The organism is Diaphorobacter ruginosibacter, assembly GCF_040396215.1.
Lineage (GTDB): Bacteria > Pseudomonadota > Gammaproteobacteria > Burkholderiales > Burkholderiaceae_C > Diaphorobacter_A > Diaphorobacter_A ruginosibacter_A.
The window spans coordinates 1-22,985 of sequence record NZ_JBEBOW010000016.1 but is presented as its reverse complement, the minus strand read 5'-3'; the positions used below and the strand labels follow the sequence as shown (position 1 = coordinate 22,985).

The following is a 22,985-nucleotide window of genomic DNA, read 5'->3' as shown; positions in this document are numbered from 1 at the left end:
CGGCGCATGCGGAATCCTTGCTTCGGCACGCAAACCGCCTACTCATTGAGATAATACGGGTTATGCCTCAAATTCAACTCACTCCGACCGAGCGTCGGGAACACCGCGCCAATGCGCACCACCTCGACCCCGTGGTCATGATCGGTGGCGATGGTCTGACCCCCGGCGTGCAAAAGGAGATTGACGCGGCGCTCAATGCCCACGGCCTGATCAAGATCCGCGTGCATGGCGACGACCGCGCAGCCCGTGAAGAAATGTACCAGCAACTGGCCGACACCTTGAACGCCGCGCCTATTCAGCACATCGGCAAGCTGCTGGTGCTGTGGCGCCCGCAGCCCGAGAAGGCCAAGTCCATCGATGAATCCCGCATGCCGGGCCCGCGCGACGTGAAGGTGCTCAAGTACAGCTCGCGAGGAGGCCAGAAGCCCGAGGTCAAGCAGATCCGGGTGCTCGGCAACCAGCGCCTGACCGCCGGAGGCCAGGTCAAGCGCGCCAAGCCCAAGCAAAAATCGGTGAAAAAGGGACGCCTTGATTAATCCGTAAGGATTGATTGATTCACCCGTCGCACAATCGCCTCCATGCCGATCGACCACACGCACGACAACGTGCCATCCGCCCCCGCCCGGGCCACTTCACCGCAACGTCACATTCTGTGCATGAAATGGGGCACGAAATACGGGCCCGAATACGTCAACCGGCTCTATGACATGGTGCGCCGCCATTTGAGCGGCGACTTCCATTTCGTCTGCCTGACCGACGATGCCAGGGGCATCCGCGCCGAAGTGCAATGCCATCCGATTCCGGACATCAACATCAATCTCGCGCCCGGCGAGCCTGACCGTGCCTGGAAAAAGCTGACCACCTTCGAGGCCGATCTCTACGGCCTTCGCGGCACGGCCCTGTTCCTCGACCTGGACGTGGTCATCGTCGGCAGCCTGGACGATTTCTTCACCCAACCGGGACAGTTCCTGATCATCAAGGACTACCCGCGGTTCTGGCGCGCCAACGGCAGGCGCATCGTCGGCAATTCCTCCGTCTACCGGTTCGAGCTGGGGGCGCATGCGGACGTGCTCGCGCATTTCCGCGCGCACTCCCGGGAGATGCGCGAGAAATACCGCAACGAACAGGAATTCCTCTCGCACTTCCTGAACGCACAAGGCAAGCTCTCGTACTGGCCCGCCGCCTGGTGCCCCAGCTTCAAGTACCACTGCATTCCCGCCTGGCCCGGCAACTTCTGGAAGGAGCCGCTGCCGCCCAGGGACGCGCGCATCGTGATCTTTCACGGCGAATGCAATCCGCCGGATGCCCTGGCCGGCCGCAGCAACCGCAGGTTCCGCCACATCGAGCCAGCGCTCTGGGTTGCCAGGGCCTGGGGCAACTAGCCATTCAAATTGGTCGGCTGCCCGGCTGGGCGACCGCCGGCATAAGCGGCCGGCGCCGTTGTTCACCGGCACGCCGCCGCCGGGTTCAACGGCCCGGGGAATCCACCAGAGCATGTCCCTTCATGCGAGTCAGGATCGCCAGCGGGCTCGCGTCGGGGTCATATTCCGTTCCGGGCGGCAGGAACAGCGTCTGCTCGAGCATGTACTGCCCCGACATGACGGCATGAACGGCCTGGTCGGAAAAGCAGATCCACGTCGATCCGGCGGCGAACTCCACCCGCTCCTGCGGCGCGTCCTGCTGGTATGCGGGATCGCCCTTCATGCCATCGTGCAACTGCAGCATCAGATGGTCATACTCGCTGCGAAGCGACTTGGTCACATGCAAAGCCCGCAGCGCCCTGGCCTGCCAGCGCACATAGGGCTTGGCGCGGGGGAGAAATTTCCGGGCGACATCCTCGAACGGCTCGCCCACCCGCCACACGCGCGGCGCCCCCTCGGGGTTCACGTTGGCGAACACGCGCAGGATGCGCTCGCCATGATTGGGGCGCGAGGGAAATGCGTCCACATGCATGCGCCGGTCATCCGCCCGCCAGGACTGCGCGCGCGTTTCCACCTGCATCGGGCGATAGCTGGTGGGCGCCAGGCGCATCACCTGGGCATATTGGGGAAACAGCCGGGTGATCAGCGACACCGCCTGTTCGCGGAAACGGCCGATCATCTCCGCCACCTGCCGCTGCGTGGCCTCGTCACCCGCCGCGCCCTTGAGCGTCCCATCCACATTCAGGCTGATGTTGCGCGACTTCGGGTCGCGTATTTCAGGGCGCAGGAGCGCCCGCTCGCCGGGCCTGAGCTCAAAGCCCAGGCTCGGAAAATAAAGCACCTTGCCGGCTTCCACGGCGGCGGTCCACCCTGCGCCCGACGACAGTTCACGCCAGTCGCCGCCTTCCACTTCGACAATTTGAGATTGCATGTTCATCGCCATCCAATACGCAACCCTGCACAGGGTGTGATCTGCAAATGCGACGGCTCCGGAGGAGCCTCAAACTCTTTTCGCCAGTGCCCGCATGGGTTACTTTTCGCGCCTGCCCAGCCGCCAGAGCAAAGCCGCCGCGCAGAGCCACTGGGCGGCGTACATTGCCGTCCCGACGCTGTGCCACAGCTTCAGGTTCTGCCGGGCAACTATACGCGGAGAAACGCCGTACTGCACCAGCAGGGCAAGCAGCATGCCGCCGATCACCAGGGCCAGACCTGCCTGGGCCCATGCCTCGGGCCGCTCGGCATGGCGGCGCTTGCTCAGGAGCAGCAATGCGGCGCAGCAGGCCACGGAAACCCAGGTCTGCGCCGCAAACAGCCTGGCCGCCATGTTGCCCGCCAGGGTCGGGTTGGGCAGGTGGGCAAACAGCATCGGCACCGCAAGAAAGCCGATGGATGTCAGGCTGCCCCACCAAAGGGCCGCGGCGAAGACGGACAAGCGCTCGTACATGGACTGCTCTTCGTCGGGAATTCAGAGATAGCGTCAGAGGTAGCGCACGGCCACCACTTCATAGCGGCGCACGCCGCCCGGCGCCTGCACTTCGGCCGTATCGCCCTCTTCCTTGCCGATCAGCGCGCGCGCGATCGGGCTGGAGACGTTGATCAGGCCCTGCTTCAGGTCCGCCTCGTCTTCGCCGACGATCTGATAGGTCACGGGATCGCCCGAATCCTCATCCTCCAGATCGACCGTCGCGCCGAACACCACCTTGCCGCCGGCATCCAGCGTGGACGGATCGATGATCTGCGCGGCCGAGAGCTTGCCTTCGATCTCGAGGATACGGCCTTCGATGAAGCCCTGGCGATCCTTGGCCGCCTCATATTCGGCGTTCTCGCTCAGATCGCCCTGCGCGCGTGCTTCCGCGATCGCCTGCACCACAGAGGGACGTTCGACTGTCTTCAGGCGCTTGAGCTCTTCCCTGAGCTTTTCCGAGCCGCGCTTGGTGATGGGAATGGTGGCCATGGTTCCGACTCCGTAGATCTGTTCGTTTGGCGCATCAGGGCGCCGGTTTCGCCGGGCTCTCCGGACGCAGTGATTCCTTCCGGGATTGCGCGCGGATCGCCCCAAAAGCAAACCGCCGCGCGTTGCCGTGCGGCGGTCTTTCGTTACGGGAGCATTATGCCGGTTTTGCGCCGGATGTCAGCCCCCAAAACCCGCTGCCATGCTCAGAGAACGCATTTGCGTTCCCGGGGCAGCGGCGGGCGCGTCAGGCGCCAAGCTGCGCATGCAGTTCCTGGACGGAATAGACGTCCAGATTCTGCATGTGCTTCATGCCTTCAACGGCCGCTTCCGCGCCGAAGATCGTGGTGAAGGTGGTCACGCGGGCAAGCAGCGCGCTGGTGCGGATCGCGCGCGAATCGGCGATGGCGTTGCGGCGCTCTTCCACGGTGTTGATCACCATGGCGATTTCCTCGTTCTTGATCATGTCCACGATGTGCGGGCGGCCCTCGGTGACCTTGTTCACCGTCTGGACCTCGATCCCCGCTTCGGTCAGCGCCGCCGCCGTGCCGCGTGTAGCGCAGAGCGTAAAGCCCATGGCGGCAAGCTCCCTGGCGATGGCGACGGCGCGCGGCTTGTCGCTGTTCTTGACCGTCATGAATACCTTGCCTTCGGTCGGCAGCTTGGTGCCCGCGCCCATCTGGCTCTTCACGAAGGCCTCGCCAAAGGTCTTGCCCACGCCCATGACTTCGCCGGTGGATTTCATCTCGGGGCCGAGAATCGTGTCAACGCCGGGGAACTTCACGAACGGGAACACCGCCTCCTTGACGCTGAAGTAAGGCGGCGTCACTTCCTTGGTCACGCCCTGCTGCGCCAGCGTGTCGCCCACCATGCAGCGAGCCGCCACCTTGGCGAGCTGGATGCCGGTGGCCTTGGAGACGAACGGTACCGTGCGCGATGCGCGCGGGTTCACTTCGAGCACGTAGATCACGTCCTTGCCATCGCGTTCCTGGATCGCGAACTGCACGTTCATGAGGCCAACCACATTCAGGCCATGGGCCATTTCGGCGGTCTGCCGCTTGATTTCGGCAACCGTCTCGGCCGACAGGTAATACGGGGGCAGCGAGCAGGCCGAGTCGCCGGAGTGCACGCCCGCCTGTTCGATGTGCTCCATCACACCGCCGATGAACACCGCGCCTGTCCTGTCGCGCACGCAGTCCACGTCGCATTCGATGGCATTGGACAGGAAGCGGTCCAGCAGCACGGGCGAGTCGTTGCTCACCTTGACCGCTTCACGCATGTAGCGCTCGAGGTCGCGCTGCTCGTGCACGATCTCCATCGCGCGGCCGCCCAGCACGTAGGAGGGGCGCACCACCAGCGGATAGCCGATGGCCGATGCATGCTGCAGCGCCTCTTCTTCCGTGCGCGCCGTCGCGTTGGGCGGCTGCAGCAGCTTCAGATCGTTGAGCAGCTTCTGGAAGCGCTCGCGGTCTTCCGCCGCATCGATCGAATCGGGCGAGGTGCCGACGATGGGCACGCCTTCCTTTTCCAGGCCCAGCGCCAGCTTCAGCGGCGTCTGGCCGCCGTACTGCACGATCACGCCAGCAGGCTTTTCAACGGCCACGATCTCCAGCACGTCCTCCAGCGTCAGCGGCTCGAAGTACAGGCGGTCGGACGTGTCGTAGTCGGTCGAGACCGTCTCGGGGTTGCAGTTGACCATGATGGATTCATAGCCGTCCTCGCGCATGGCCATGGCCGCATGCACGCAGCAGTAGTCGAACTCGATGCCCTGGCCGATGCGGTTCGGTCCGCCGCCCAGGACCATGATCTTCTTCTTGTCCGTCGGCTGCGCTTCGCATTCCTCGTCATAGGTCGAGTACATGTAGGCAGTGTTCGACGCGAACTCCGCCGCGCAGGTGTCCACGCGCTTGTAGACCGGGCGCACGTTCAGCGCATGGCGCGCATCGCGGACGGCCTTGTCGGTGGTGTGCAGCAGCTTGGCCAGGCGACGGTCGGAAAAGCCCTTTTGCTTGAGGATGCGCAGCGTTGCAGCATCCAGGGACGCCAGCGCCTTGTCGCCCTGCTCCTCGAACAGCTTGTCCAGGTCGAGCTCGATCTTCACGATCTCCTCGATCTGCACCAGGAACCACTTGTCGATCTTGGTGATGTTGTGGACTTCGTCGAGCGTCCAGCCCGCGGCGAATGCATCGCCCACATACCAGATGCGGTCGGGGCCGGGCTCGCCGAGTTCCTTCTCCAGGATCTCGCGGTCCTGGGTCTTCTCGTTCATGCCGTCCACGCCCACTTCCAGGCCGCGCAGGGCCTTCTGGAAGGACTCCTGGAAGGTGCGGCCGATGGCCATCACCTCGCCCACCGACTTCATCTGCGTGGTCAGGCGGTTGTCGGCGGCCGGGAACTTCTCGAACGCGAAACGCGGAATCTTGGTGACCACGTAGTCGATGGAGGGCTCGAACGACGCGGGGGTCTTGCCACCGGTGATCTCGTTCCTGAGTTCGTCGAGCGTGTAGCCGACGGCCAGCTTGGCGGCGATCTTGGCGATCGGGAAACCCGTCGCCTTGGATGCCAGCGCCGACGAGCGCGACACGCGCGGATTCATCTCGATGACGATCATGCGGCCGTCCTTCGGGTTCACCGAGAACTGCACGTTGGAGCCGCCCGTGTCCACGCCGATCTCGCGCAGCACCGCCAGCGAGGCGTTGCGCATGATCTGGTATTCCTTGTCGGTCAGCGTCTGCGCGGGCGCCACGGTGATCGAGTCGCCAGTATGCACGCCCATGGGATCGAGGTTCTCGATTGAGCAGACGATGATGCAGTTGTCCGCGGTGTCGCGCACCACTTCCATCTCGTACTCTTTCCAGCCGAGCAGCGATTCCTCGATCAGCAGTTCATTGGTCGGCGAAGCCTCGATGCCGCGCTTGCAGATGGTCTCGAACTCTTCCGAGTTGTAGGCAATGCCGCCGCCCGTGCCGCCCAGCGTGAAACTGGGACGGATCACCGTGGGGAAGCCGACCTGCTTTTGCACAGCCCAGGCCTCCTCCATCGTGTGGGCGATACCCGAGCGCGCGGAGCCCAGGCCGATGCGGGTCATGGCCTCCTTGAACTTCTGGCGGTCTTCCGCCTTGTCGATGGCCTCGGGCGTCGCGCCGATCAGTTCCACCTTGTACTTGTGCAGCACGCCGTTGCGCCACAGGTCGAGCGCGCAGTTCAGCGCGGTCTGCCCGCCCATGGTCGGCAGGATCGCGTCGGGACGCTCCTTGGCGATGATCTTCTCGACCGTCTGCCAGGTGATCGGCTCGATATAGGTGACGTCGGCGGTCGCCGGGTCGGTCATGATCGTCGCGGGATTGCTGTTGATCAGGATGACGCGGTAGCCTTCCTCGCGCAGCGCCTTGCAGGCCTGCACGCCGGAGTAATCGAACTCGCAGGCCTGGCCGATGATGATCGGGCCGGCGCCAATGATCAGAATGCTCTTGAGGTCTGTGCGCTTTGGCATTATTTGTTCTCCTTGGCCTTGGCCATCAATGCCGTGAAGCGGTCAAACAGGTATCCGATATCTTGCGGGCCGGGCGATGCCTCGGGGTGGCCCTGGAAGCAGAACGCGGGCTTGTCCTTGTGCTCCAGCCCCTGCAGCGTGCCGTCGAACAGGCTGACGTGCGTTGCGCGCAGGCTCTCGGGCAGCGACTCCATCTCCACCGCGAAGCCGTGGTTCTGGCTGGTGATGCTCACGCGGCCCGTGTCCAGATCCTTCACCGGATGGTTCGCGCCGTGGTGGCTGTTGGCCATCTTGAAGGTCCTGGCTCCGGCGGCCAGCGCCATGATCTGGTGGCCCAGGCAGATGCCGAAGGTCGGCATGCCGGCGGCGACGATCTCCTTGACCGCGGCAATCGCGTAATCGCATGGCTCCGGATCGCCGGGGCCGTTGGAGAGGAACACGCCATCGGGGTTCATGGCCAGCACATCCCTGGCCGGCGTCTGCGCCGGGACCACGGTGAGCCTGCAGCCGCGTTCGGCCAGCATGCGCAGGATATTGAACTTCACGCCATAGTCGTATGCCACCACATGAAAGCGCGGCTCGGCCTGCTTGCCATAGCCCTCGCCCAGCACCCACTCTGTCTGATCCCACGTGTAGCTGCTGGCGGTGGAGACCACCTTTGCAAGATCCAGGCCGTTCATGCCGGGAGCGGCCTTGGCGGCGGCGACGGCTTCGGCGATGCGTGCATCCGTGACCGCTTCACCGGCCGCCAGTCCGATGATGGCGCCGTTTTGCGCGCCCTTGTCACGCAGCAGCCGCGTGAGCTTGCGCGTATCGACATTGGCGATCGCCACGGTCTTTTCGCGGATGAGGTATTGGCTGAGGCTTTCCTGCGAGCGGAAGTTGCTTGCGAGAAGCGGCAGGTTCTTGATGATCAGGCCGGCGGCGTGGATCTTGTCGGCTTCGACGTCTTCGGAATTCACGCCGTAGCTACCGATGTGCGGGTACGTCAGAGTGACGATCTGCTGGCAGTAGCTGGGGTCCGTGAGAATTTCCTGATAACCGGTGAGCGAGGTGTTGAACACCACTTCACCGACCGTGGTGCCGGTGGCACCGATCGAATCGCCAATAAAGACCGTGCCGTCTGCGAGCGCCAGGATGGCGGATGGGAAGGTTCCCTTGAGAGACAAAAGCACTGGGTTCTCCGAATGGTTACGGGTCGCCCGGGAGCCTGCTGGACGTTCGTTGACATCCTGCGGACTGCTGCGTTGAATTAAGTTGCTTTGATGCGGCCGGGCGACTGATTTCTGGAAAGCCGCTAATTATAGCGCTTGAGGATTAACCCTGAGAGCCGCCCGTCTCGGCCAACGGAGCGCCGCCGGGCGGGAAGAAGCGCCCGTTGGAAACGCCCATTCACTGCTCTGGAGCGGCCGGTGCGCGCTGCCATCCGCCCCTGTCCAGCACCCACATTCCACTGGCATTGAGCGTCCAGCGGGGCCGTTTGTAGACATAATCCGGACGCGCCCACTCGAAGCGCCCGCGCCGCCAGACGTGCCGCCGGCCGGACCAGTCCCAATAGCCATCCACCCAGACCATGTCCGCGCGCCCCGCCTGCATCGGCGGCTCCTGGTCCGGCGGCGGCGCCACGTTGGTGATGGCGACCTCGCCCAGTTCCTGCGCCTGCATGAGCGCGCCCGCCTTCAGCGGCGCGCCGCCGCCGCCGAAGCAGCCGGCCAGCCCAATGGCGCACAAGCCCAGCAGCAAGGCATGCCGCAATCGGCGCGATGGTGAAAATGCGTTCCCGGGCGCGCGCGAAAGCGCGGTGGGTTCAGTGCGTGCCTCCATGAAGACAAGCCTCCATAAAACGGTGATGGAAGCCGCACGCCCCAAGGCATTGAGAATTCATGCCCGTCCGGCTGGAAGATGGACGGCGGGCGCGCGGAAGCGGCCCATCATCGCAAGTGCGGCGCACGCAGTAAATAAGACGATTCCGATTATCGACATGGCGCAAGAAATCACGATTTACCGCACCTCACGGGCTGCTTCAGAATGCGGTATTGATTGCATTCATGAGCATTCGAGCATCTGGAGCCACTAACACAACCCTCGATACGTCGTTGCTTCGCCTTGTCGTACGCTTGTACTGCCTGCGGCTTCGCGCCTCGTCTCGATCGCAAACCTTCGGTTTGCTGGGTCGTGTTAGCAGCTCTTACAACCCCTCGGGCTGCCATCACCCCACGGAAATCCTCATCTCCCGCGTCACCTTCCGGTAGGCAGCCCAGGTCCGCGCGATATATTGCTTAAGGGCATCACCCACCAGTGGCGTGTCCTCTGCGCCCAGCGTATTGCGTACCGACTGGACGCGCGCCGATTCGCTGACGGAAAGGCTCACCAGTTCCGCCAGCCGTAAAGTGATCGCCTGAGGCGTTCCCGCCGGAGCGAACAGCATGTTGCACTCGGTCAAGTCCTGGTAGACGGGGCCGATGAAGCCCGCATCGGCCCACGTGGGGATGCCCGGCAGCTTGTTGGAGCGCTCGCCGGTGACGATGGCAACCGGCCGGATCGCGCCCTTGTCGATGCCACCGCCCACGCCCGCCAGCGAGCCCGCGCCCATGTCCACGGTGCCGGCATACAGGTCCAGCAGCATCGCGCCGGTTCCCTTGTAATGCACCACGTTGAACTGCGCGCCCGTGTCCTTGGCCAGTTGCTCGAGCATCATCTGCCAGCCAGAGCCGATGGAATAGTTGCCCACGTTCACCGGCCTGGCCTTGGCGTAGGCGATCACCTCCGCCAGGGTTCTGGGGGCAAAGTCCTTGTTCACCACGGCGGTGACCGGCCCCACTCCCATTGCCGCCACGGGCAGCAGGTCCTTGTCCGGATCAAGCGGCATGCGCTTGAGCAGCACGGGCGCCTGAGCGGGCTGGCTGTGCAGGGACATGAGCAGCGTGTAGCCATCGGGCTCGGATCTCGCTACCGCTTCGGCAGCGATCATGCCCAGCGCACCCGGCTTGTTCTCCACGATCACGCCAACGCCCAGCTTCTGGGAAAAGTAGTCCGCCAGCGCACGCGCCGTCGAATCGTTGGACGAGCCCGGCGCCTGCCCGGCAATGATGCGGATCGGCTTGGCAGGCCATGGCGCGGCGGCTCCCGCGGGCAGCATGTGCGCCAGAGAGAGGCCTGCTCCCAGTTGAAGCAATTGGCGGCGATGGATCATCGGTGAGCTCATTTCGACTCCGCTTTCATGGGTTCTGCGCGCATCGGTGCGCGCTGTGTTTCAACCGTGAGTATCGAAAGATCGAGCCCTCCCGCCGCTGCTGGATAACCCTGCGTTGTACGGACAATGCCATACAAGAAAGGGTTATCCACGAAACCGCGCAACGCCGCCTGCCGGGACACTTGTTCGTACAACATGATTGATCATGGCTATCAGACAAACCACGCATTCGTCCGCCCCCGCCACCAAGCGCAGCCTGGTGCTGCATCAGCTCGTGGAATCCATCAAGAAGGGGCAATGGACGGTCAACACCCTGCTGCCGACCGAGGCGCAACTGCAATCGATGTTCGGCGTCAGCCGCCACACGGTACGCGGCGCTCTGGCCGATCTGCAGCAGATGGGCCTGGTTGCCAGCCAGCAAGGCGTGGGCACACGGGTGATCCGGCGGCGAGCGGCTCCTGGCTATTCGCAGTCGCTGCAGAACATTTCGGAGCTGGCCTACTACGCGCGCAACACCTCGGTGCAGACGCTGGAGGTGGAAGACGTGCAGCTCAATGCCTCCGAGGCCGAGATGCTCGAAGCGCAAGTGGGCGACCCCTGGTGTCACGCCATCACGCTGCGCATGGCCGACGGGCAAAGCGTACCGATGGGCCTGTCCTCCGTCTGGGTTCCGAGCGAGAGCAGGAAAGCCATCGCCGCGTCGCGCAGAAGCGGCATGCCGGTATTCATGGAAGTCCAGAAACTGCACAAGCTCATGGTCAACGAGGTGCGCCAGGTCATCGGCGCCACCGTTGCCGATGCCGGCCAGAGCCGCCTGCTGCGCTGCGAGCTGCGCGAACCGCTGCTGCGCATCCGCCGCTGGTACTTCGACATCAATCACCGGGTGCTCGAAATGTCGGACACCTATCACCCGCCGGGGCGATTCGAGTATTCGGTCACCCTGCACCACGGCATCGCCCATCCGCACGCGCATGCCCAGCACAACTAGAAAAAAGCCAATGAAACCATTGCAAGGACAGCGCGTCATCGACCTGACGCAGAATGTTGCCGGCCCCTACTGCACCCAGGTTCTCGCCGACCTGGGCGCCGAAGTCATCAAGATCGAGCGGCCCGGCGCGGGCGATGACACGCGCCACTGGGCGCCCAACATCGGCAAGGCCATGTCGCCCACCTACGCGACCTTCAACCGGGGCAAGGCGAGCGTGGCCATCGATCTCGACCACTCCGAGGGCCAGGCGCTGTTCCGCTCGCTCCTGCGCGACAACGACGTCGTGGTGCATTCGCTCAAGCCCGGCAGCGCCGAGCAGCGCGGGCTCGGCTACGAACACCTGGCGCCGCTATGCAAGGGCCTGATCTATTGCGCGATCAGCGCCTACGGCAACGTCGGACCGATGGCCGGCCTGCCGGGATACGACCCGCTGATCCAGGCCTATGCCGGAATCATGTCGGTCAACGGCCATGAGGGCCTGCCGCCCGCGCGCGTGGGCGTGTCGATGGTGGACATCGGCACCAGCCTGTGGTCGGCCCTCGCCATCTCGGCGGCCATCTCGCAGCGCCACGTCAGCGGCGAGGGCTGCCGCATCGACACATCGCTGCTGGAAACCGGCATCGCATGGATGACCAACCCCATCGCCAACTACAGCGCCAGCGGCAAGCTGCCGCGCCGCATGGGGTCGGCCACCGCCATGCTGATGCCCTACGAAGTGTTCGAATGCGCCGACGGCGAAGCCTTCATCGGCTGCGGCAACGACCGCCTGTTCCACAAGCTGCTGGCGGCGCTCGAACTCGGCGCGCTCCGCGAGGACGAGCGCTTTGCCACCAACGCCATGCGCGTGGCCCACCGCGAGCTGGTGCACGACACGCTCGAAGCCACCACGCGGCGCCTGAGCGTGGCGCAACTGATCGAGCGCCTGCAGTCGCGCGGCGTGCCCGTCAGCCCGGTGCACAACCTCTCGCAGGTCACCGCCGATGAGCAGGTGCGGGCACTCGGCATCGCCGAAGACTTTCCGGTCGGGGCGGACGGCGACGGAGCCACGCTGTGCGCCATCGGCTCGCCCATGCGCTTTGACGGGGTGCGCGAATTCGCCGGTCACATCAGCCCGCGCATCGGGCAGGACACGCGCGAAGTGCTCGCCTCCTGCGGGATGCCGGCCAATGAAATCGAGCGCCTGGCGAGCCAGGACATCATTCAGATCGCGTGAGCGAAACCACACAGAAGAAAGCACATCTCATGGAATTCCGTTACTCCGACACCCAACAGGAAATCCGCGCCGCCGTCGGCGGCCTGGCCGCCAGCTTTGGGGATGACTACTGGCGAAAATGCGATGAGGAGCAGCGCTACGCCACCGAGTTCGTCGATGCGATGACCGAGGCCGGATGGCTTGCCGCCCTGATCCCCGAGGAGTTCGGCGGCTCGGGCCTGGGCCTTCTCGACGCCTGCGTGATCCTTGAGGAGATCAACCGCCAGGGCGGCAACGGCGCCGCCTGCCACGCGCAGATGTACACCATGGCCAGCGTGCTCCAGCACGGCAGCGAGGCGCAGAAACAGGCGGTGCTGCCGCGCATCGCCAACGGCAGCCTGCGACTGCAGGCATTCGGCGTGACCGAGCCCGACGCCGGCTCCAACACCTTGAAGATCAAGACGTTCGCGCGCAAGGTCAACAGGGGATACGTCATCAACGGGCAGAAGATCTGGACCTCGCGCTTTCGCCAGTCCGACATGTACCTGCTGCTGGCGCGCACCACGCCCTACGAGGATGTGAAGAAGAAGACCGATGGCCTGAGCCTGTTCCTCGTGGACATCAAGAAAGCCGGAAAATCCCTGGAGCCTCGCACCATCAACACGATGCTCAACCATCACACGAACGAGGTGTTCATCGACAACCTCGAGGTCGAGGACGCATGGCGTATCGGCGAGGAAGGCAAGGGCTTTCAATACCTGCTCTCGTCGCTGAACGCGGAACGCCTGCTGGTGTCCAGCGAATGCGTTGGCGACGGCAAATGGTTCATTGACAAGGCGCGCGCCTATGCCACCGGGCGCGTGGTGTTCGACCGGCCCATCGGCAGCAACCAGGGCGTGGCGTTTCCGATCGCCAAGGCGCACATGAACCTGTGCGCGGCCGAGCTGATGCGCAATCAGGCCGCGTCGATGTTCGACGACGGACTCCACTGCGGCGCGGAAGCCAACATGTCCAAGTACCTGTGCTCCGAAGCATCATGGGAGGCTGCGGAAGCCGCGATGACCACGTTCGGCGGCTACGGCGTGGCGACCGAATACGACATCGAGCGCAAGTGGAAGGAAACGCGCCTGTTCCGCACCGCCCCCATCTCCAACAACCTCGTGCTCGCCTATGTGGCGCAGCACGTGCTGCAAATGCCGCGCTCGTACTGAGCGGGCAAACCCACAAGGAAACCGACATGAACACCCTGATCGTGGAACGCCAGGCCGGCCCGGGCGTGGCGCTGGTGACGCTCAACCGCCCCGCCGTTCTCAACGCATTCAACACCGAGATGTGGCAGGAGCTGTGGGCGCTGTTTCGTGAACTGGCCTACGACAGCGCCCTGCGCTGCGTGGTGATCCAGGGCGCCGGAGAACGGGCTTTCTCGGCGGGCGGCGACCTCAAGGAGCGCAACGGCATGACCGATGCGCAATGGTCCGCGCAGCATCAGCTCATCGAGGACGTGCTGCTCGCCATCCGTGATTTTCCGCGCCCCGTCATCGCATCGCTGCACGGCATCGCGCACGGCGGCGGCCTCGAACTCGCACTCATGTGCGACTTCATCATCGCGGATGCCACCGCTGACCTCGCGCTGCCCGAGAGCCGGCGCGGATTTCTGCCGGGCGGCGGCGGCATGCAGAACCTGGTGCGCGCCATCGGCGTGCGCAAGACCAAGCAGATGCTGTATGCCGGCATGCGCATAGACGCGCGGACCGCGTTTGACTGGGGCATCTTCAACGAGCTGGTTGCAGCGGGCGGGCACCTGGCGCGCTCGCTGGAGCTCGCCGGTGAGATCGCCCGCGCCGCTCCACAGGCCGTGCGCAGCGCCAAGCTTACGCTGCAGCATGGCGCGGACACCGATTTCCGCGCCGGATATGCGCTCGACCTGGCGCATCACAACATGCTGGTGCGCGGCCCCGATCGCCTTGAAGGCATCCGCGCATTCAACGAGAAACGGGAGCCGCAATGGACGCAGCAGTAAGAGCGGACGCCGCCGGGCAGGCCGGGCTCTTTGCACGTATCTGGGAGCAGATCTATCTCCGCCAGCCGCACGAAGTGCCGCCCGACGCCCTGCGGCATGCACAGCGCGCCCTGGTGGATACGCTGGCCTGCATCATCGGCGGATCCCGCCAGCCATGCACCGCCGCCGCATCGACGGCCGCCGGCGACACCGCGGCCGACCGGGCCCTGGTTCTTGGAACGGCTTCGCACGCGCTCGACTATGACGACGTGTGCATGCTCGCCACCTGCCATCCCAGCGCCCCCGTCATCTCCGCCCTGCTTTGCCAACTGGAGCAATGCGATCAACCAGTCCGCATGGACCATCTGCTGACCGCGCATCTGGTCGGCACGGAGATCATGCTGCGGCTGGGCGCATGGCTGGGCTTCGGGCACTACGAGCTCGGCTTTCACGCCACCGGCACGCTGGGGGCGATAGGCGCCACCGCGGCGGCTGCGCATCTGCTGCAATTGCCGATCGGGCAGGCCGGCACGGCGCTCGCCATCGCGGCCAGTTCAGCCTGCGGACTTCGCGTCAATTTCGGAACCGACACCAAGCCGCTGCATGTGGGCTTCGCGGCCAGCGCCGCCTTGCGTGCCGTGGCCCTCGCCCGCGCCGGAGCCACCGCCAACGCCGCTGGCGCAATGGCCGAATTCGCGCGCGCCTACACGGGCAACGAGCCGCTGCTGCCGCCCCGCTTTTCCGGCGATGGCCGCTCCTGGGCCGTGCTGGATCCGGGGTTCGAGATCAAGCGCTATCCAAGCTGCTATCTCACCCACCGCATGATTGCCGGCATCCTGAAACTGCGCGGCGAAGCCGGCGGGCATTCGCATGATCCCGAAAGAATGCCGCGCATCGACGTTGAATTTCCGCCAGGGGGCACGATCCCCCTGCAATACCCCACGCCGCAAACCGGACTCCAGGGAAAGTTCAGCGCGCCCTACTGCGCAGCCAGCGCCTGGATCGACGCGCGTGTCGGCCTGTCCACCTTCACGGATCATGCCGTCCAGCGCGCCCACGTCGTGCAGGCCATGCAGCACATCCATGTGCATGAACGGACCGGCGCGCCCGAAGCGCTGGACAGCGCCCCTGTCCGCGTGAGCATCGCAGGAATCGGCTCGGTTCTTGTCGATTGGGCGCCAGGCTCGCTGCAGGACCCGCCCGGCAACGCCGAGTTCATGGAAAAGTGGCAGGACTGCGAACGGCTCAGCGGCGTTCAGGCCCCCGGGGACAGCGCGCGGCAATTGCTGCAGGCCGACCCGGCCGCCAATGCACGCGCATTGCTCGACCCTGTTCTGGACGCGGTGTGGCGATGCATCCGCAACCGCGCCGATGCGGGCTTGCACGCCTGAGCGTGCGGCGCCCGCGCTCAGCATCTCAGTGTTCGTACACCCGCTCCCAGCTGGCAAAGCCCTTCACCTCGATGGGATTGCCGCAGGGATCGCGGAAGAACATCGTCCACTGTTCGCCGGGCTCACCCTCGAAACGCACCTGGGGCTCCAGCACGAACCGGGTTCCAGCGGCCTTCAGTCGATCGGCGAGCGCCTGCCAGTCAGGCTTGAGCAGTACCAGGCCAAGGTGCGGCATCGGCACCATGTGGCTGCCCACCCGGCCCGTATTGGTGACGGGAAAAGGCTCTCCCAGATGCAGAGAAATCTGGTGGCCGAAAAAGTTGAAATCCACCCAGGTTTCGGTGCTGCGCCCCTCCTTGCAGCCAAGGACATCGCCATAGAACCTGCGGGCCTCGTCAAGATCGGTGACGTGGTAAGCGAGATGAAATAGACTTTGCATGGTGCGGCGAAGATAACACCGAAACATGGGCCATTCAGGCCGATAGCGCCCGCACGAGCGACATCCCCGCGTACAGAGCGCCCAGACCCACCGCCACCGATCCCATGGCATATAGCGCGGCAGCGGCGGTCTCTCCCCTGGAGTTCAACAGCCCGATCTCCAGCGCAAAGGTCGAGAAGGTGGTGAAGCCGCCAAGAATCCCGGTCGTCAGGAACAACCTGCCATGCTGCGGCAGCCCGCTTCTGAGCGCTCCATACTCGATCACCAGGCCCATCAGAAAAGAACCCGCCACGTTGATGCAGAACGTGCCCAGCGGATACTGGAACTGAGCGCCCAGAAGCCGCAGCGAAACGAGATTGATACCGTGGCGCAACGCCGATCCAATCCCGCCACCCACAAATACAAGAAGAAATTCCATCATGTTGCCCTCGTTGGTCAAGAAACGTGGGCAACAAAAAACCCGCCGGCGGCGGGTTCATGGGGCACCTACCGCAAGCAGGCGCAATGCGCCCATGCAGCAGGAGCCATCAGCCCTTGCGGGCAGTTGTCGGGAAGCTCCATTCCCATCACACGATCGTATTCTACCAGCCGGGCCGGGCCGCACCGATGAGTCCCAGGAAAAGGTGCGGGCCAAGAGCGTGGTAGCAAAGGTGATGCCAGCCGACATCAACGAGTACCTGCGCGTGTATCGCAAGAGGGCGAGCGCCCTGGCAAACCGCGGCGCGAACTGGTATTCATGGGAACCGCACTGCGGGAGATGCTGGGCCGGATGCGCACGCTGCCAGGATCCAAACCGCTGGGCGCAGTGTTCCGTGCGCCAAAGACCGCAATCCATACTCAGAATCAGGCTTCAGGACAATATGGGGCCGGTTAATGGACGCCGCGCTCGCAAGCAAGATGATCGAACAGAGATTCACCTTCCACGACCTGCGAGCCTACTACGCCACGGAACACAAAAAGATGACTGGGGTACTGCCCGACATGCACGCCAACCCCGCGGCGACAGCTGCAACTTACGACCGTTCGAGCGAGCTTCCTCGCAAAGCTCTTTGAGAGCTCAAATTCCATGATGGGAATAAAAAGCAAAACGCGCTATAACTTTGTAAGCTATAGCGCGTTTTTTATCTGGGGTGGCTGATGGGGCTCGAACCCACGACAACAGGAATCACAATCCTGGACTCTACCAACTGAGCTACAGCCACCGTAGCGTAGAAAGAGATTATAGCGCGATATTTGAGGTCAATTGAAGGAGTGCCGAAATTTTTCAGATTTCATTTCGGCTCCGGCATTCCCGCCATCGACTGCGCCTCAATCGTCAGCGCCCGGGCGCGGGACCTTGATCTCGGCCTTGTAGTGTTGCTTGAGCAAGTCGAAGTAGGCCAGCGCCTCCACGCTTGACCAGAGCTGGGTGTACTGCTGCAGCTCCTTCTGGTTCGTGGCTGCGTCCTGGGGAGCGCGGGGAACAATCTTGCTCACCTTTGCCACGGCATAGCCGGAAGCGCCCAGGTCTATGCCGACCCACGATGGCAAGCTGTCGATCGGCGCGGACAGAACGGCGTCGATCACCGCGCGCGGCTGGCCGTTGGTTTGTTCGCGCGAGATAACGACCGGAGCGGACAGACCCGTCGCCGATGCGGGGGCTGATTTCCATGCGTTAAGCTTTTCCTGGCCATCCTTGCGCGCCATTTCCGCGGCCTTGTCCGCGATGAACAGGCTCCTGGCCTTGTCCTTGGACTGTTCCCACGGCACGGTCATGGCGGGGCTGTAGCTCACGATGCGGCCGGCAGCGAGCATGCTGTTGCCCACTTCGACGGCTTCCGTCGTGCGCTTGTTCTGGATCGAGTCGGCAGAGAACAGGGTTTCGAGGAAGCGCGGGTTGGCCAGCGGACCCTCCTTGGCATCGGCAGCGGGGGCGCGCGTCACGTTGTCGGCAGTGTGCAGCTTGAGCTTGAATTTCTCGGCGACGGCCTTCAGGTTGTCCGCCTGTTCATAGACCGTGTTGGAGAAGGATTCGGCCACTTCGGCAAACTTGCGCTGCGCCTGCTGCTCCTTCAGTTCGGCTTCGAGCTTGGGCCGCAGTTCTTCAAACGACGGACGCGGCGGCGTCTTGATATCGGTCAGCATGATGATGTGATAGCCGAAGTCGGACTGCACGATGTCGCTGATCTCGCCCTTTTTCAGGCTGTACGCGGCTTCCTCGAATGGTTTGACCATGGAGCCGCGCGTGAAGAATCCAAGATCGCCGCCCGACGCAGCGGAGCCCGGGTCTTGCGATTCCTTCCTGGCGACTTGCGCAAAGTTTGCGGGGTTCTTGCGCACCTCGGCCAGAATGGATTCCGCCTGGGCCTTGGCCTTTTCGCGGTCGGCGGCCGGCGCATCCTTGGACACCGTGATCAGGATGTGGCTGGCGCGGCGCTCTTCCTTGCCGGACAGGCGTTCAAGATTTTCCTTGTAGTAGGTGCGCAGGTCATCCTCATTCAGAGCGATCGTGGACTTGACCGCGTTCAAGTCCAGCACGACGTATTCGATGTTTGCCTGTTCGCCTTGCTGGAAGCGCGCCGGATTGGCCTTGTAGAACGCCTCCACGTCCGCATCGGATGCATTGACCTTGGATGTGTAGCCGCTCGCATCAAAGTGCGCGATCTGGATCTCTCGGCCCTGCCATATGGCGTCCATCGCCATTTTCACTTCGGGTGAAGTGCTGAACGAGGACGCGAGCACGCCGCCCATCACCTGATTGACCGATAGATCGTAACGCACCCGGTTCTCAAACCCTTCAGGGGTCAATCCCTGGCTGCCTACGAGGGCGCGGTAGCCTTCCGCATCCAGCGTCCCGTCCGGCTTGCGCAATGCGGCGATCTGCGGAATCTTCTGCAGTTCGCGCGCGAGGCGCACATCGGTGGTCGCCAGGTGCATGTCGCGGGCAGCGGTTTCGTACACGTGGTCGCGCACCATGCGTTCAAGCGTTTCATACTTGGCGCCCGGAGAATCAAGCAGCTTGCTGTCGATGCCCGGGTTCTGGGCACGCAAGGCGTCGCTGGCCTGGCGATGGGCTGCATCCCAATCGGCCTGCGTGATGTCCTTGCCGTCCACGCGAGCCACTACGGGACTCTTCTCGGTGAAATAGCTCTGGTTCACGCCAACGAGGATGAAGGAAGGAACGATCAGCAAGACCAGCACGAACATCACTATCTTCGAGTGCGTGCGGATGGCTTCAAACATGTTCAGTCAATCTTTCTGGCAACAAAAGAAAAGGCGAACATCCAGTTCGCCTTTGCTCGGGCGGGGTGGTGAAATGCGCGGTGGATCAAGCACTTGCGGCATTCACCCACGAAGCTTGCCGCCCATTCTGGACGGCAATCGGGCGATTGTACCTTTTCGACTACTGCGTGAGAGTGTTCGCCCGCCCTGGCGGGGCTTAAGACAGCATGGACTGGCGCAACCGGGCGGATCATCGCCTGTCCCGCATCGCACAAACAGGCGCGGGAAAAGAAAAAAGCGCCGGGATTTCTCCGGGCGCTCATTCTTGAAGGGGATCCAGTGGTGGGTGCTAACGGGGTCGAACCGCTGACCTACGCCTTGTAAGGGCGCCGCTCTACCAACTGAGCTAAGCACCCCCTCTTTCAACCTGTCAGTTCAGGGCATCCTTCAACGCCTTGCCTGGACGGAACTTTGGCACCTTTGCTGCCTTGATCTTGATTGTATCACCGGTACGCGGGTTGCGGCCGGTGCGTGCAGCACGCTTGCCCACAGCGAAAGTGCCGAAACCGACGAGCGACACCGTGCCACCCTTCTTCAGCGTCTTCTTGACCGCGTCGATCGTCGATTCCAGCGCGCGTGCAGCAGCAGCCTTGGAGATGTCAGCGTTGTTAGCAATATGCTCAATCAGTTCGGTTTTATTCACAAGGAACCTCTCGCAAATGAGTGGAAGGAATTTCGTTATTGCAGATCTGGAGACATTTACCATCCGCGCTTTGCGGAAGCTCATCAAGGCAAGAGGTTGCCTGAACTCTCGACAGATTGCTGCTCCAGATTAAAGCTATCACTTCTGCGAGTGTCAATACAGACGCCCGCTTAGCAACAACATGGATGCAAATTCTAGTCGCATTTGTAGCCGCTTATTTCGATCAATACAGCTTTTGTCATGCAAAGCGCGGAAGCCTCAACGCATGTTGACGTGAACGCAACACATCCTCCAGGGTTGACACTCACTGCTTGACAACGCGCGCACGTATTTCGGGCAGCGCCTTGCGCAGGTAATAGACCATGGACCAGACTGTCAGGATGGCGGCGGCCCACAGCAGCCATGTTCCCCATACGCCGGTGTCGATGACGCCGAACAGTACGCCGTCGTACAGCAGAAAGGGAATGGCAATCATCTGAACCGTTGTTTTTAGTTTACCTATCATGTGGACGGCGACGCTTTTGCTTGCGCCGATCTGCGCCATCCATTCGCGCAGGGCGGAGATGGCGATTTCGCGGCCGATGATGATCAATGCGACGAAAACGCCCGCACGGTTGAGATGCACCAGGACGAGGAGCGAGGCGCAGACCAGGAATTTGTCGGCCACGGGATCAAGGAATGCGCCGAATGCCGAGGTCTGGTTGAGCTTGCGGGCGAGATAGCCGTCCAGCCAGTCGGTGATCGCAAACGCGATGAACATCACCGTTGCGATCAGGTTGCGCGTGGCCGGCTCCAGCGGTGCGGAGAACACCCCCACGATCAGAGGGATCGCGACAATGCGCGTCCAGGTCATTATGGTGGGGATGGTGAAAAACATGGGGCCGATTGTGTCATGCAAAACAAAGCCCTGCTGGCAATTGCAGGACGCTACTGCCGTAGCCTCCGCCAAAACAGCCCGGCTCAGCGTAACGCACGGTAAATCTCCTCTGCGAGCTCGCGCGAAATCCCCTCCACCGAGGCCAGATCCTCGACGCTGGCGTCTTCCACCGCGCGCACGCCGCCAAAGCGCTGCAACAGGCGGGCACGCTTCTTGGGGCCGATGCCGGGGATGTCCTCCAGGCGGCTTGCGCCCACGCGCACCTTGGCCCGCGCCGCACGCATGCCGGTGATGGCGAAGCGGTGCGCCTCGTCGCGAATCTGGGCAACCAGCATCAGCGCCGCGGAGTCCCTGCCCAGATAGATCTTGTCCCGGCCGTCGGCAAACACCAGTTCCTCGAGCCCGACCTTGCGGCCCTCGCCCTTTTCGACCCCGACGATGCGCGAGATGTCCAGCCCCAGCGACTCGAAGACCTCGCGCGCCATGCTCACCTGGCCCTTGCCGCCGTCGACCAGCACCAGGTCGGGGAGCCGGGCCTGGCCTGGCGCGGGTTCGGCGCCGCCGGCTTCGCGCTGCGCCTGCGCGACCTTGCTGTAGCGCCGCGTGAGCACCTGGCGCATCGCGGCGTAGTCATCGCCTCCTGTGATGCCTTCAATCTTGAAACGGCGGTACTCGCCGCTTTGCATCTTGTGGTGATGGAAGACCACGCACGATGCCTGGGTCGATTCGCCTGCGGTGTGCGAGATGTCGAAGCATTCGATCGTGAGCTGGTCCAGGTTCTCGGCCTCCAGGTCGAGCGCTTGCGCCAAGGCCCGCGTACGCGCCTGCTGCGAGCCCTCTTCCGACAACAGCCGCGCCAGCTGGATGTCGGCGTTCTTCTGCGCCATCTCCAGCCACACACGCCGCTGCTCGCGCGGCTGGTGCACGGCATGAACGCGCACGCCGCTCTCCTCGCTCAGGGCATCGAGCAGCGTGTCCTCGACCGGCTCGCTCACCAGCAACGTGGGCGGCACGGGCACGTGCAGATAGTGCTGGGCGATGAAGGCCTCGAGCACCTGGCGCGCCACCGAGCGCTCCTGCGGTGCGGTGTCCTCTTTCGCATCCTCGTCGTCGGAATCGGATTCGCGGCGATAGACGGCCGCCGCGTCGTCCACGTGCGTCGGGAAATAGGCGCGATCGCCCAGGTGGCGGCCGCCGCGCACCATCGCCAGGTTCACGCAGGCGCGGCCACCCTGCACCTTCACCGCGAGAATGTCCACGTCCTTGTCGGAGACCGTTTCGATGGCCTGCTGGTGCAGCACGCGTGACAGCGCCGTGATCTGGTTGCGCACTTCCGCGGCCTGTTCGAACTCCAGCTTCTCGGAGTGCGCCATCATGCGTGCCTCCAGTTGCCCGAGCAGCTCCTGCGTCTCGCCGCGCAGCATGGCCTCGGCGTGCGCCACGTCGATGGAATACGCCTCGGGCGAAATCAACTGTACGCACGGGGCCGTGCAGCGCTTGATCTGGTAGAGCAGGCAGGGCCGCGTGCGATTGGAGAAAACCGTGTCCTCGCAGGTACGCAGGCGAAACACCTTCTGCAGCAGCAAAATGGTTTCCTTGACGGCCCAGGCGCCCGGGTACGGGCCGAAGTAGCGGTGGCGCTTGTCCACCGCCCCCCTGTAATACGCCACCCTCGGATACTTCTGGCCGGGAGCGCTGCCCGAACCGTCCTTCGCGGCAACGCCCGTGATCTTGAGATACGGATAACTCTTGTCGTCGCGAAAGAGGATGTTGTACTTGGGGTTGAGCGACTTGATGAGATTGTTTTCAAGCAGCAGCGCCTCCGCCTCCGAACGCACCACCGTGGTCTCCAGCCGCACGATCTTGCCGACCATGTGGCCAATGCGCGTGCCGCCGTGGTTCTTGGAGAAATAGCTCGAGACGCGCTTCTTCAGATTGCGCGCCTTGCCCACGTACAGCAGCGCGTCCTGCGCGTCGAAATAGCGGTAGACGCCGGGCAGCGGCGGCAGCGCGGCCACCTGCGCCAGCAATTCGGCGGAATGGGCGCCAGCGGAAGACGACTCGGGTAGTTCGGGCGATTCTGAGGACATGGGCGACATGGGTGTATTGTCATCCCAGATCACGCCCGAAAACACGG

General features: G+C 63.6%; 22 protein-coding genes, 2 tRNA genes and 1 riboswitch. Of the genes, 8 read left to right on the top strand and 16 right to left on the bottom strand.

Annotated features, from left to right (window positions below):
* Positions 1-62: 62 nt before the first annotated feature.
* Both ABWP92_RS03940 and ABWP92_RS03935 read left to right on the top strand, forming a co-directional pair.
* Complete coding sequence (locus ABWP92_RS03940) at positions 63-536, top strand: YhbY family RNA-binding protein (RefSeq protein ID WP_353234046.1); 474 nt, start codon at positions 63-65, stop codon at positions 534-536.
* A 120-nt stretch (positions 537-656) separates the two neighbouring features.
* A complete protein-coding gene (locus ABWP92_RS03935) occupies positions 657-1,382 on the top strand; it encodes a glycosyltransferase (RefSeq protein WP_353234060.1) in 726 nt (241 codons plus the stop codon).
* Positions 1,383-1,467: 85 nt separating this feature from the next.
* On the opposite strand, the gene kdoO is transcribed toward ABWP92_RS03935, so the two are convergent.
* From kdoO to ABWP92_RS03905, 6 genes are all read right to left on the bottom strand, one after another.
* Positions 1,468-2,352: a Kdo hydroxylase KdoO gene (kdoO, locus tag ABWP92_RS03930; protein ID WP_353234045.1), complete on the bottom strand. Its 885-nt coding sequence runs from the start codon at positions 2,350-2,352 to the stop codon at positions 1,468-1,470.
* Positions 2,353-2,451: 99 nt separating this feature from the next.
* A complete protein-coding gene (locus tag ABWP92_RS03925; RefSeq protein ID WP_353234044.1) occupies positions 2,452-2,865 on the bottom strand; it encodes a DUF4149 domain-containing protein in 414 nt (137 codons plus the stop codon).
* A 33-nt stretch (positions 2,866-2,898) separates the two neighbouring features.
* A complete protein-coding gene (greA, locus tag ABWP92_RS03920) occupies positions 2,899-3,375 on the bottom strand; it encodes a transcription elongation factor GreA (protein ID WP_353234043.1) in 477 nt (158 codons plus the stop codon).
* Between the two features lie 244 nt (positions 3,376-3,619).
* On the bottom strand, positions 3,620-6,865 hold the full coding sequence (gene carB / locus ABWP92_RS03915) for a carbamoyl-phosphate synthase large subunit (protein WP_353234042.1): 3,246 nt from the start codon (positions 6,863-6,865) through the stop codon (positions 3,620-3,622).
* A complete protein-coding gene (carA, locus tag ABWP92_RS03910; protein WP_353234041.1) occupies positions 6,865-8,040 on the bottom strand; it encodes a glutamine-hydrolyzing carbamoyl-phosphate synthase small subunit in 1,176 nt (391 codons plus the stop codon). Before carA ends, carB begins: the two co-directional genes overlap by 1 nt.
* A gap of 217 nt (positions 8,041-8,257) precedes the next feature.
* Positions 8,258-8,689 (bottom strand): YXWGXW repeat-containing protein, encoded by a 432-nt coding sequence (locus ABWP92_RS03905; RefSeq protein ID WP_353234040.1) that lies wholly within the window; start codon positions 8,687-8,689, stop codon positions 8,258-8,260.
* Between ABWP92_RS03905 and ABWP92_RS03900 the strand changes: the two genes are divergently transcribed.
* The gene (locus ABWP92_RS03900; protein WP_353234039.1) at positions 8,688-8,942 is read left to right on the top strand and encodes a hypothetical protein; all 255 of its coding nucleotides are present in this window, start codon (positions 8,688-8,690) and stop codon (positions 8,940-8,942) included. The two genes, ABWP92_RS03905 and ABWP92_RS03900, sit on opposite strands and share 2 nt — an antisense overlap.
* Positions 8,943-9,074: 132 nt before the next feature.
* Here ABWP92_RS03900 and ABWP92_RS03895 read toward each other — a convergent pair whose 3' ends face one another.
* Both ABWP92_RS03895 and ABWP92_RS03890 read right to left on the bottom strand, forming a co-directional pair.
* Positions 9,075-10,070 (bottom strand): Bug family tripartite tricarboxylate transporter substrate binding protein, encoded by a 996-nt coding sequence (locus ABWP92_RS03895; protein ID WP_353234038.1) that lies wholly within the window; start codon positions 10,068-10,070, stop codon positions 9,075-9,077.
* Positions 10,067-10,255, bottom strand: a complete 189-nt coding sequence (locus tag ABWP92_RS03890) for a hypothetical protein (protein ID WP_353234037.1) — start codon at positions 10,253-10,255, stop codon at positions 10,067-10,069. Before ABWP92_RS03890 ends, ABWP92_RS03895 begins: the two co-directional genes overlap by 4 nt.
* 8 nt (positions 10,256-10,263) lie before the next feature.
* Between ABWP92_RS03890 and ABWP92_RS03885 the strand changes: the two genes are divergently transcribed.
* From ABWP92_RS03885 to ABWP92_RS03865, 5 genes are read left to right on the top strand one after another with little or no spacing between them, the layout of a single operon-like run.
* Positions 10,264-11,046 (top strand): GntR family transcriptional regulator, encoded by a 783-nt coding sequence (locus ABWP92_RS03885; RefSeq protein WP_353234036.1) that lies wholly within the window; start codon positions 10,264-10,266, stop codon positions 11,044-11,046.
* Positions 11,047-11,056: 10 nt separating this feature from the next.
* Entirely contained in the window at positions 11,057-12,259 is a 1,203-nt protein-coding gene (locus tag ABWP92_RS03880) for a CaiB/BaiF CoA transferase family protein (RefSeq protein ID WP_353234035.1), read from the top strand.
* 29 nt (positions 12,260-12,288) lie between these two features.
* Positions 12,289-13,449: an acyl-CoA dehydrogenase family protein gene (locus ABWP92_RS03875; RefSeq protein WP_353234059.1), complete on the top strand. Its 1,161-nt coding sequence runs from the start codon at positions 12,289-12,291 to the stop codon at positions 13,447-13,449.
* 26 nt (positions 13,450-13,475) lie between these two features.
* Entirely contained in the window at positions 13,476-14,258 is a 783-nt protein-coding gene (locus tag ABWP92_RS03870; RefSeq protein ID WP_353234034.1) for an enoyl-CoA hydratase/isomerase family protein, read from the top strand.
* Positions 14,243-15,628, top strand: a complete 1,386-nt coding sequence (locus ABWP92_RS03865) for an MmgE/PrpD family protein (RefSeq protein WP_353234033.1) — start codon at positions 14,243-14,245, stop codon at positions 15,626-15,628. Before ABWP92_RS03870 ends, ABWP92_RS03865 begins: the two co-directional genes overlap by 16 nt.
* A 25-nt stretch (positions 15,629-15,653) precedes the next feature.
* Here ABWP92_RS03865 and ABWP92_RS03860 read toward each other — a convergent pair whose 3' ends face one another.
* The 8 genes from ABWP92_RS03860 to uvrC form a co-directional block, all read right to left on the bottom strand.
* The gene (locus tag ABWP92_RS03860) at positions 15,654-16,067 is read right to left on the bottom strand and encodes a VOC family protein (RefSeq protein WP_353234032.1); all 414 of its coding nucleotides are present in this window, start codon (positions 16,065-16,067) and stop codon (positions 15,654-15,656) included.
* Between the two features lie 34 nt (positions 16,068-16,101).
* Positions 16,102-16,485, bottom strand: a complete 384-nt coding sequence (crcB, locus tag ABWP92_RS03855; protein WP_353234031.1) for a fluoride efflux transporter CrcB — start codon at positions 16,483-16,485, stop codon at positions 16,102-16,104.
* 93 nt (positions 16,486-16,578) lie between these two features.
* Positions 16,579-16,641: riboswitch (Fluoride riboswitch) on the bottom strand.
* Between the two features lie 552 nt (positions 16,642-17,193).
* Positions 17,194-17,269: transfer RNA gene (locus tag ABWP92_RS03850), tRNA-His, on the bottom strand.
* 106 nt (positions 17,270-17,375) lie between these two features.
* On the bottom strand, positions 17,376-19,289 hold the full coding sequence (locus tag ABWP92_RS03845; RefSeq protein WP_353234030.1) for a SurA N-terminal domain-containing protein: 1,914 nt from the start codon (positions 19,287-19,289) through the stop codon (positions 17,376-17,378).
* Positions 19,290-19,608: 319 nt separating this feature from the next.
* Positions 19,609-19,684, bottom strand: a tRNA-Val gene (locus ABWP92_RS03840).
* A gap of 14 nt (positions 19,685-19,698) precedes the next feature.
* A complete protein-coding gene (locus tag ABWP92_RS03835) occupies positions 19,699-19,971 on the bottom strand; it encodes an HU family DNA-binding protein (RefSeq protein WP_043387285.1) in 273 nt (90 codons plus the stop codon).
* A gap of 304 nt (positions 19,972-20,275) precedes the next feature.
* The gene (gene pgsA / locus ABWP92_RS03830; RefSeq protein ID WP_353234029.1) at positions 20,276-20,848 is read right to left on the bottom strand and encodes a CDP-diacylglycerol--glycerol-3-phosphate 3-phosphatidyltransferase; all 573 of its coding nucleotides are present in this window, start codon (positions 20,846-20,848) and stop codon (positions 20,276-20,278) included.
* A gap of 83 nt (positions 20,849-20,931) precedes the next feature.
* Positions 20,932-22,938 (bottom strand): excinuclease ABC subunit UvrC, encoded by a 2,007-nt coding sequence (gene uvrC, locus ABWP92_RS03825; RefSeq protein WP_353234058.1) that lies wholly within the window; start codon positions 22,936-22,938, stop codon positions 20,932-20,934.
* Positions 22,939-22,985: the final 47 nt, after the last annotated feature.

Excerpts from the sequence above, each read along its gene's own strand:
- ABWP92_RS03860 (WP_353234032.1), bottom strand. The coding sequence starts at position 16,067 with ATGCAAAGTCTATTTCATCTCGCTTACCACGTCACCGATCTTGACGAG.
- carB (WP_353234042.1), bottom strand. The coding sequence starts at position 6,865 with ATGCCAAAGCGCACAGACCTCAAGAGCATTCTGATCATTGGCGCCGGC.
- ABWP92_RS03880 (WP_353234035.1), top strand. The coding sequence starts at position 11,057 with ATGAAACCATTGCAAGGACAGCGCGTCATCGACCTGACGCAGAATGTT.
- uvrC (WP_353234058.1), bottom strand. The coding sequence starts at position 22,938 with ATGTCCTCAGAATCGCCCGAACTACCCGAGTCGTCTTCCGCTGGCGCC.
- ABWP92_RS03925 (WP_353234044.1), bottom strand. The coding sequence starts at position 2,865 with ATGTACGAGCGCTTGTCCGTCTTCGCCGCGGCCCTTTGGTGGGGCAGC.
- ABWP92_RS03900 (WP_353234039.1), top strand. The coding sequence starts at position 8,688 with ATGAAGACAAGCCTCCATAAAACGGTGATGGAAGCCGCACGCCCCAAG.
- ABWP92_RS03845 (WP_353234030.1), bottom strand. The coding sequence starts at position 19,289 with ATGTTTGAAGCCATCCGCACGCACTCGAAGATAGTGATGTTCGTGCTG.
- pgsA (WP_353234029.1), bottom strand. The coding sequence starts at position 20,848 with ATGTTTTTCACCATCCCCACCATAATGACCTGGACGCGCATTGTCGCG.
- ABWP92_RS03940 (WP_353234046.1), top strand. The coding sequence starts at position 63 with ATGCCTCAAATTCAACTCACTCCGACCGAGCGTCGGGAACACCGCGCC.
- ABWP92_RS03890 (WP_353234037.1), bottom strand. The coding sequence starts at position 10,255 with ATGTTGTACGAACAAGTGTCCCGGCAGGCGGCGTTGCGCGGTTTCGTG.
- ABWP92_RS03905 (WP_353234040.1), bottom strand. The coding sequence starts at position 8,689 with ATGGAGGCACGCACTGAACCCACCGCGCTTTCGCGCGCGCCCGGGAAC.
- ABWP92_RS03870 (WP_353234034.1), top strand. The coding sequence starts at position 13,476 with ATGAACACCCTGATCGTGGAACGCCAGGCCGGCCCGGGCGTGGCGCTG.
- kdoO (WP_353234045.1), bottom strand. The coding sequence starts at position 2,352 with ATGCAATCTCAAATTGTCGAAGTGGAAGGCGGCGACTGGCGTGAACTG.
- greA (WP_353234043.1), bottom strand. The coding sequence starts at position 3,375 with ATGGCCACCATTCCCATCACCAAGCGCGGCTCGGAAAAGCTCAGGGAA.
- ABWP92_RS03935 (WP_353234060.1), top strand. The coding sequence starts at position 657 with ATGAAATGGGGCACGAAATACGGGCCCGAATACGTCAACCGGCTCTAT.
- ABWP92_RS03875 (WP_353234059.1), top strand. The coding sequence starts at position 12,289 with ATGGAATTCCGTTACTCCGACACCCAACAGGAAATCCGCGCCGCCGTC.
- ABWP92_RS03865 (WP_353234033.1), top strand. The coding sequence starts at position 14,243 with ATGGACGCAGCAGTAAGAGCGGACGCCGCCGGGCAGGCCGGGCTCTTT.
- ABWP92_RS03885 (WP_353234036.1), top strand. The coding sequence starts at position 10,264 with ATGGCTATCAGACAAACCACGCATTCGTCCGCCCCCGCCACCAAGCGC.
- ABWP92_RS03895 (WP_353234038.1), bottom strand. The coding sequence starts at position 10,070 with ATGAGCTCACCGATGATCCATCGCCGCCAATTGCTTCAACTGGGAGCA.
- crcB (WP_353234031.1), bottom strand. The coding sequence starts at position 16,485 with ATGGAATTTCTTCTTGTATTTGTGGGTGGCGGGATTGGATCGGCGTTG.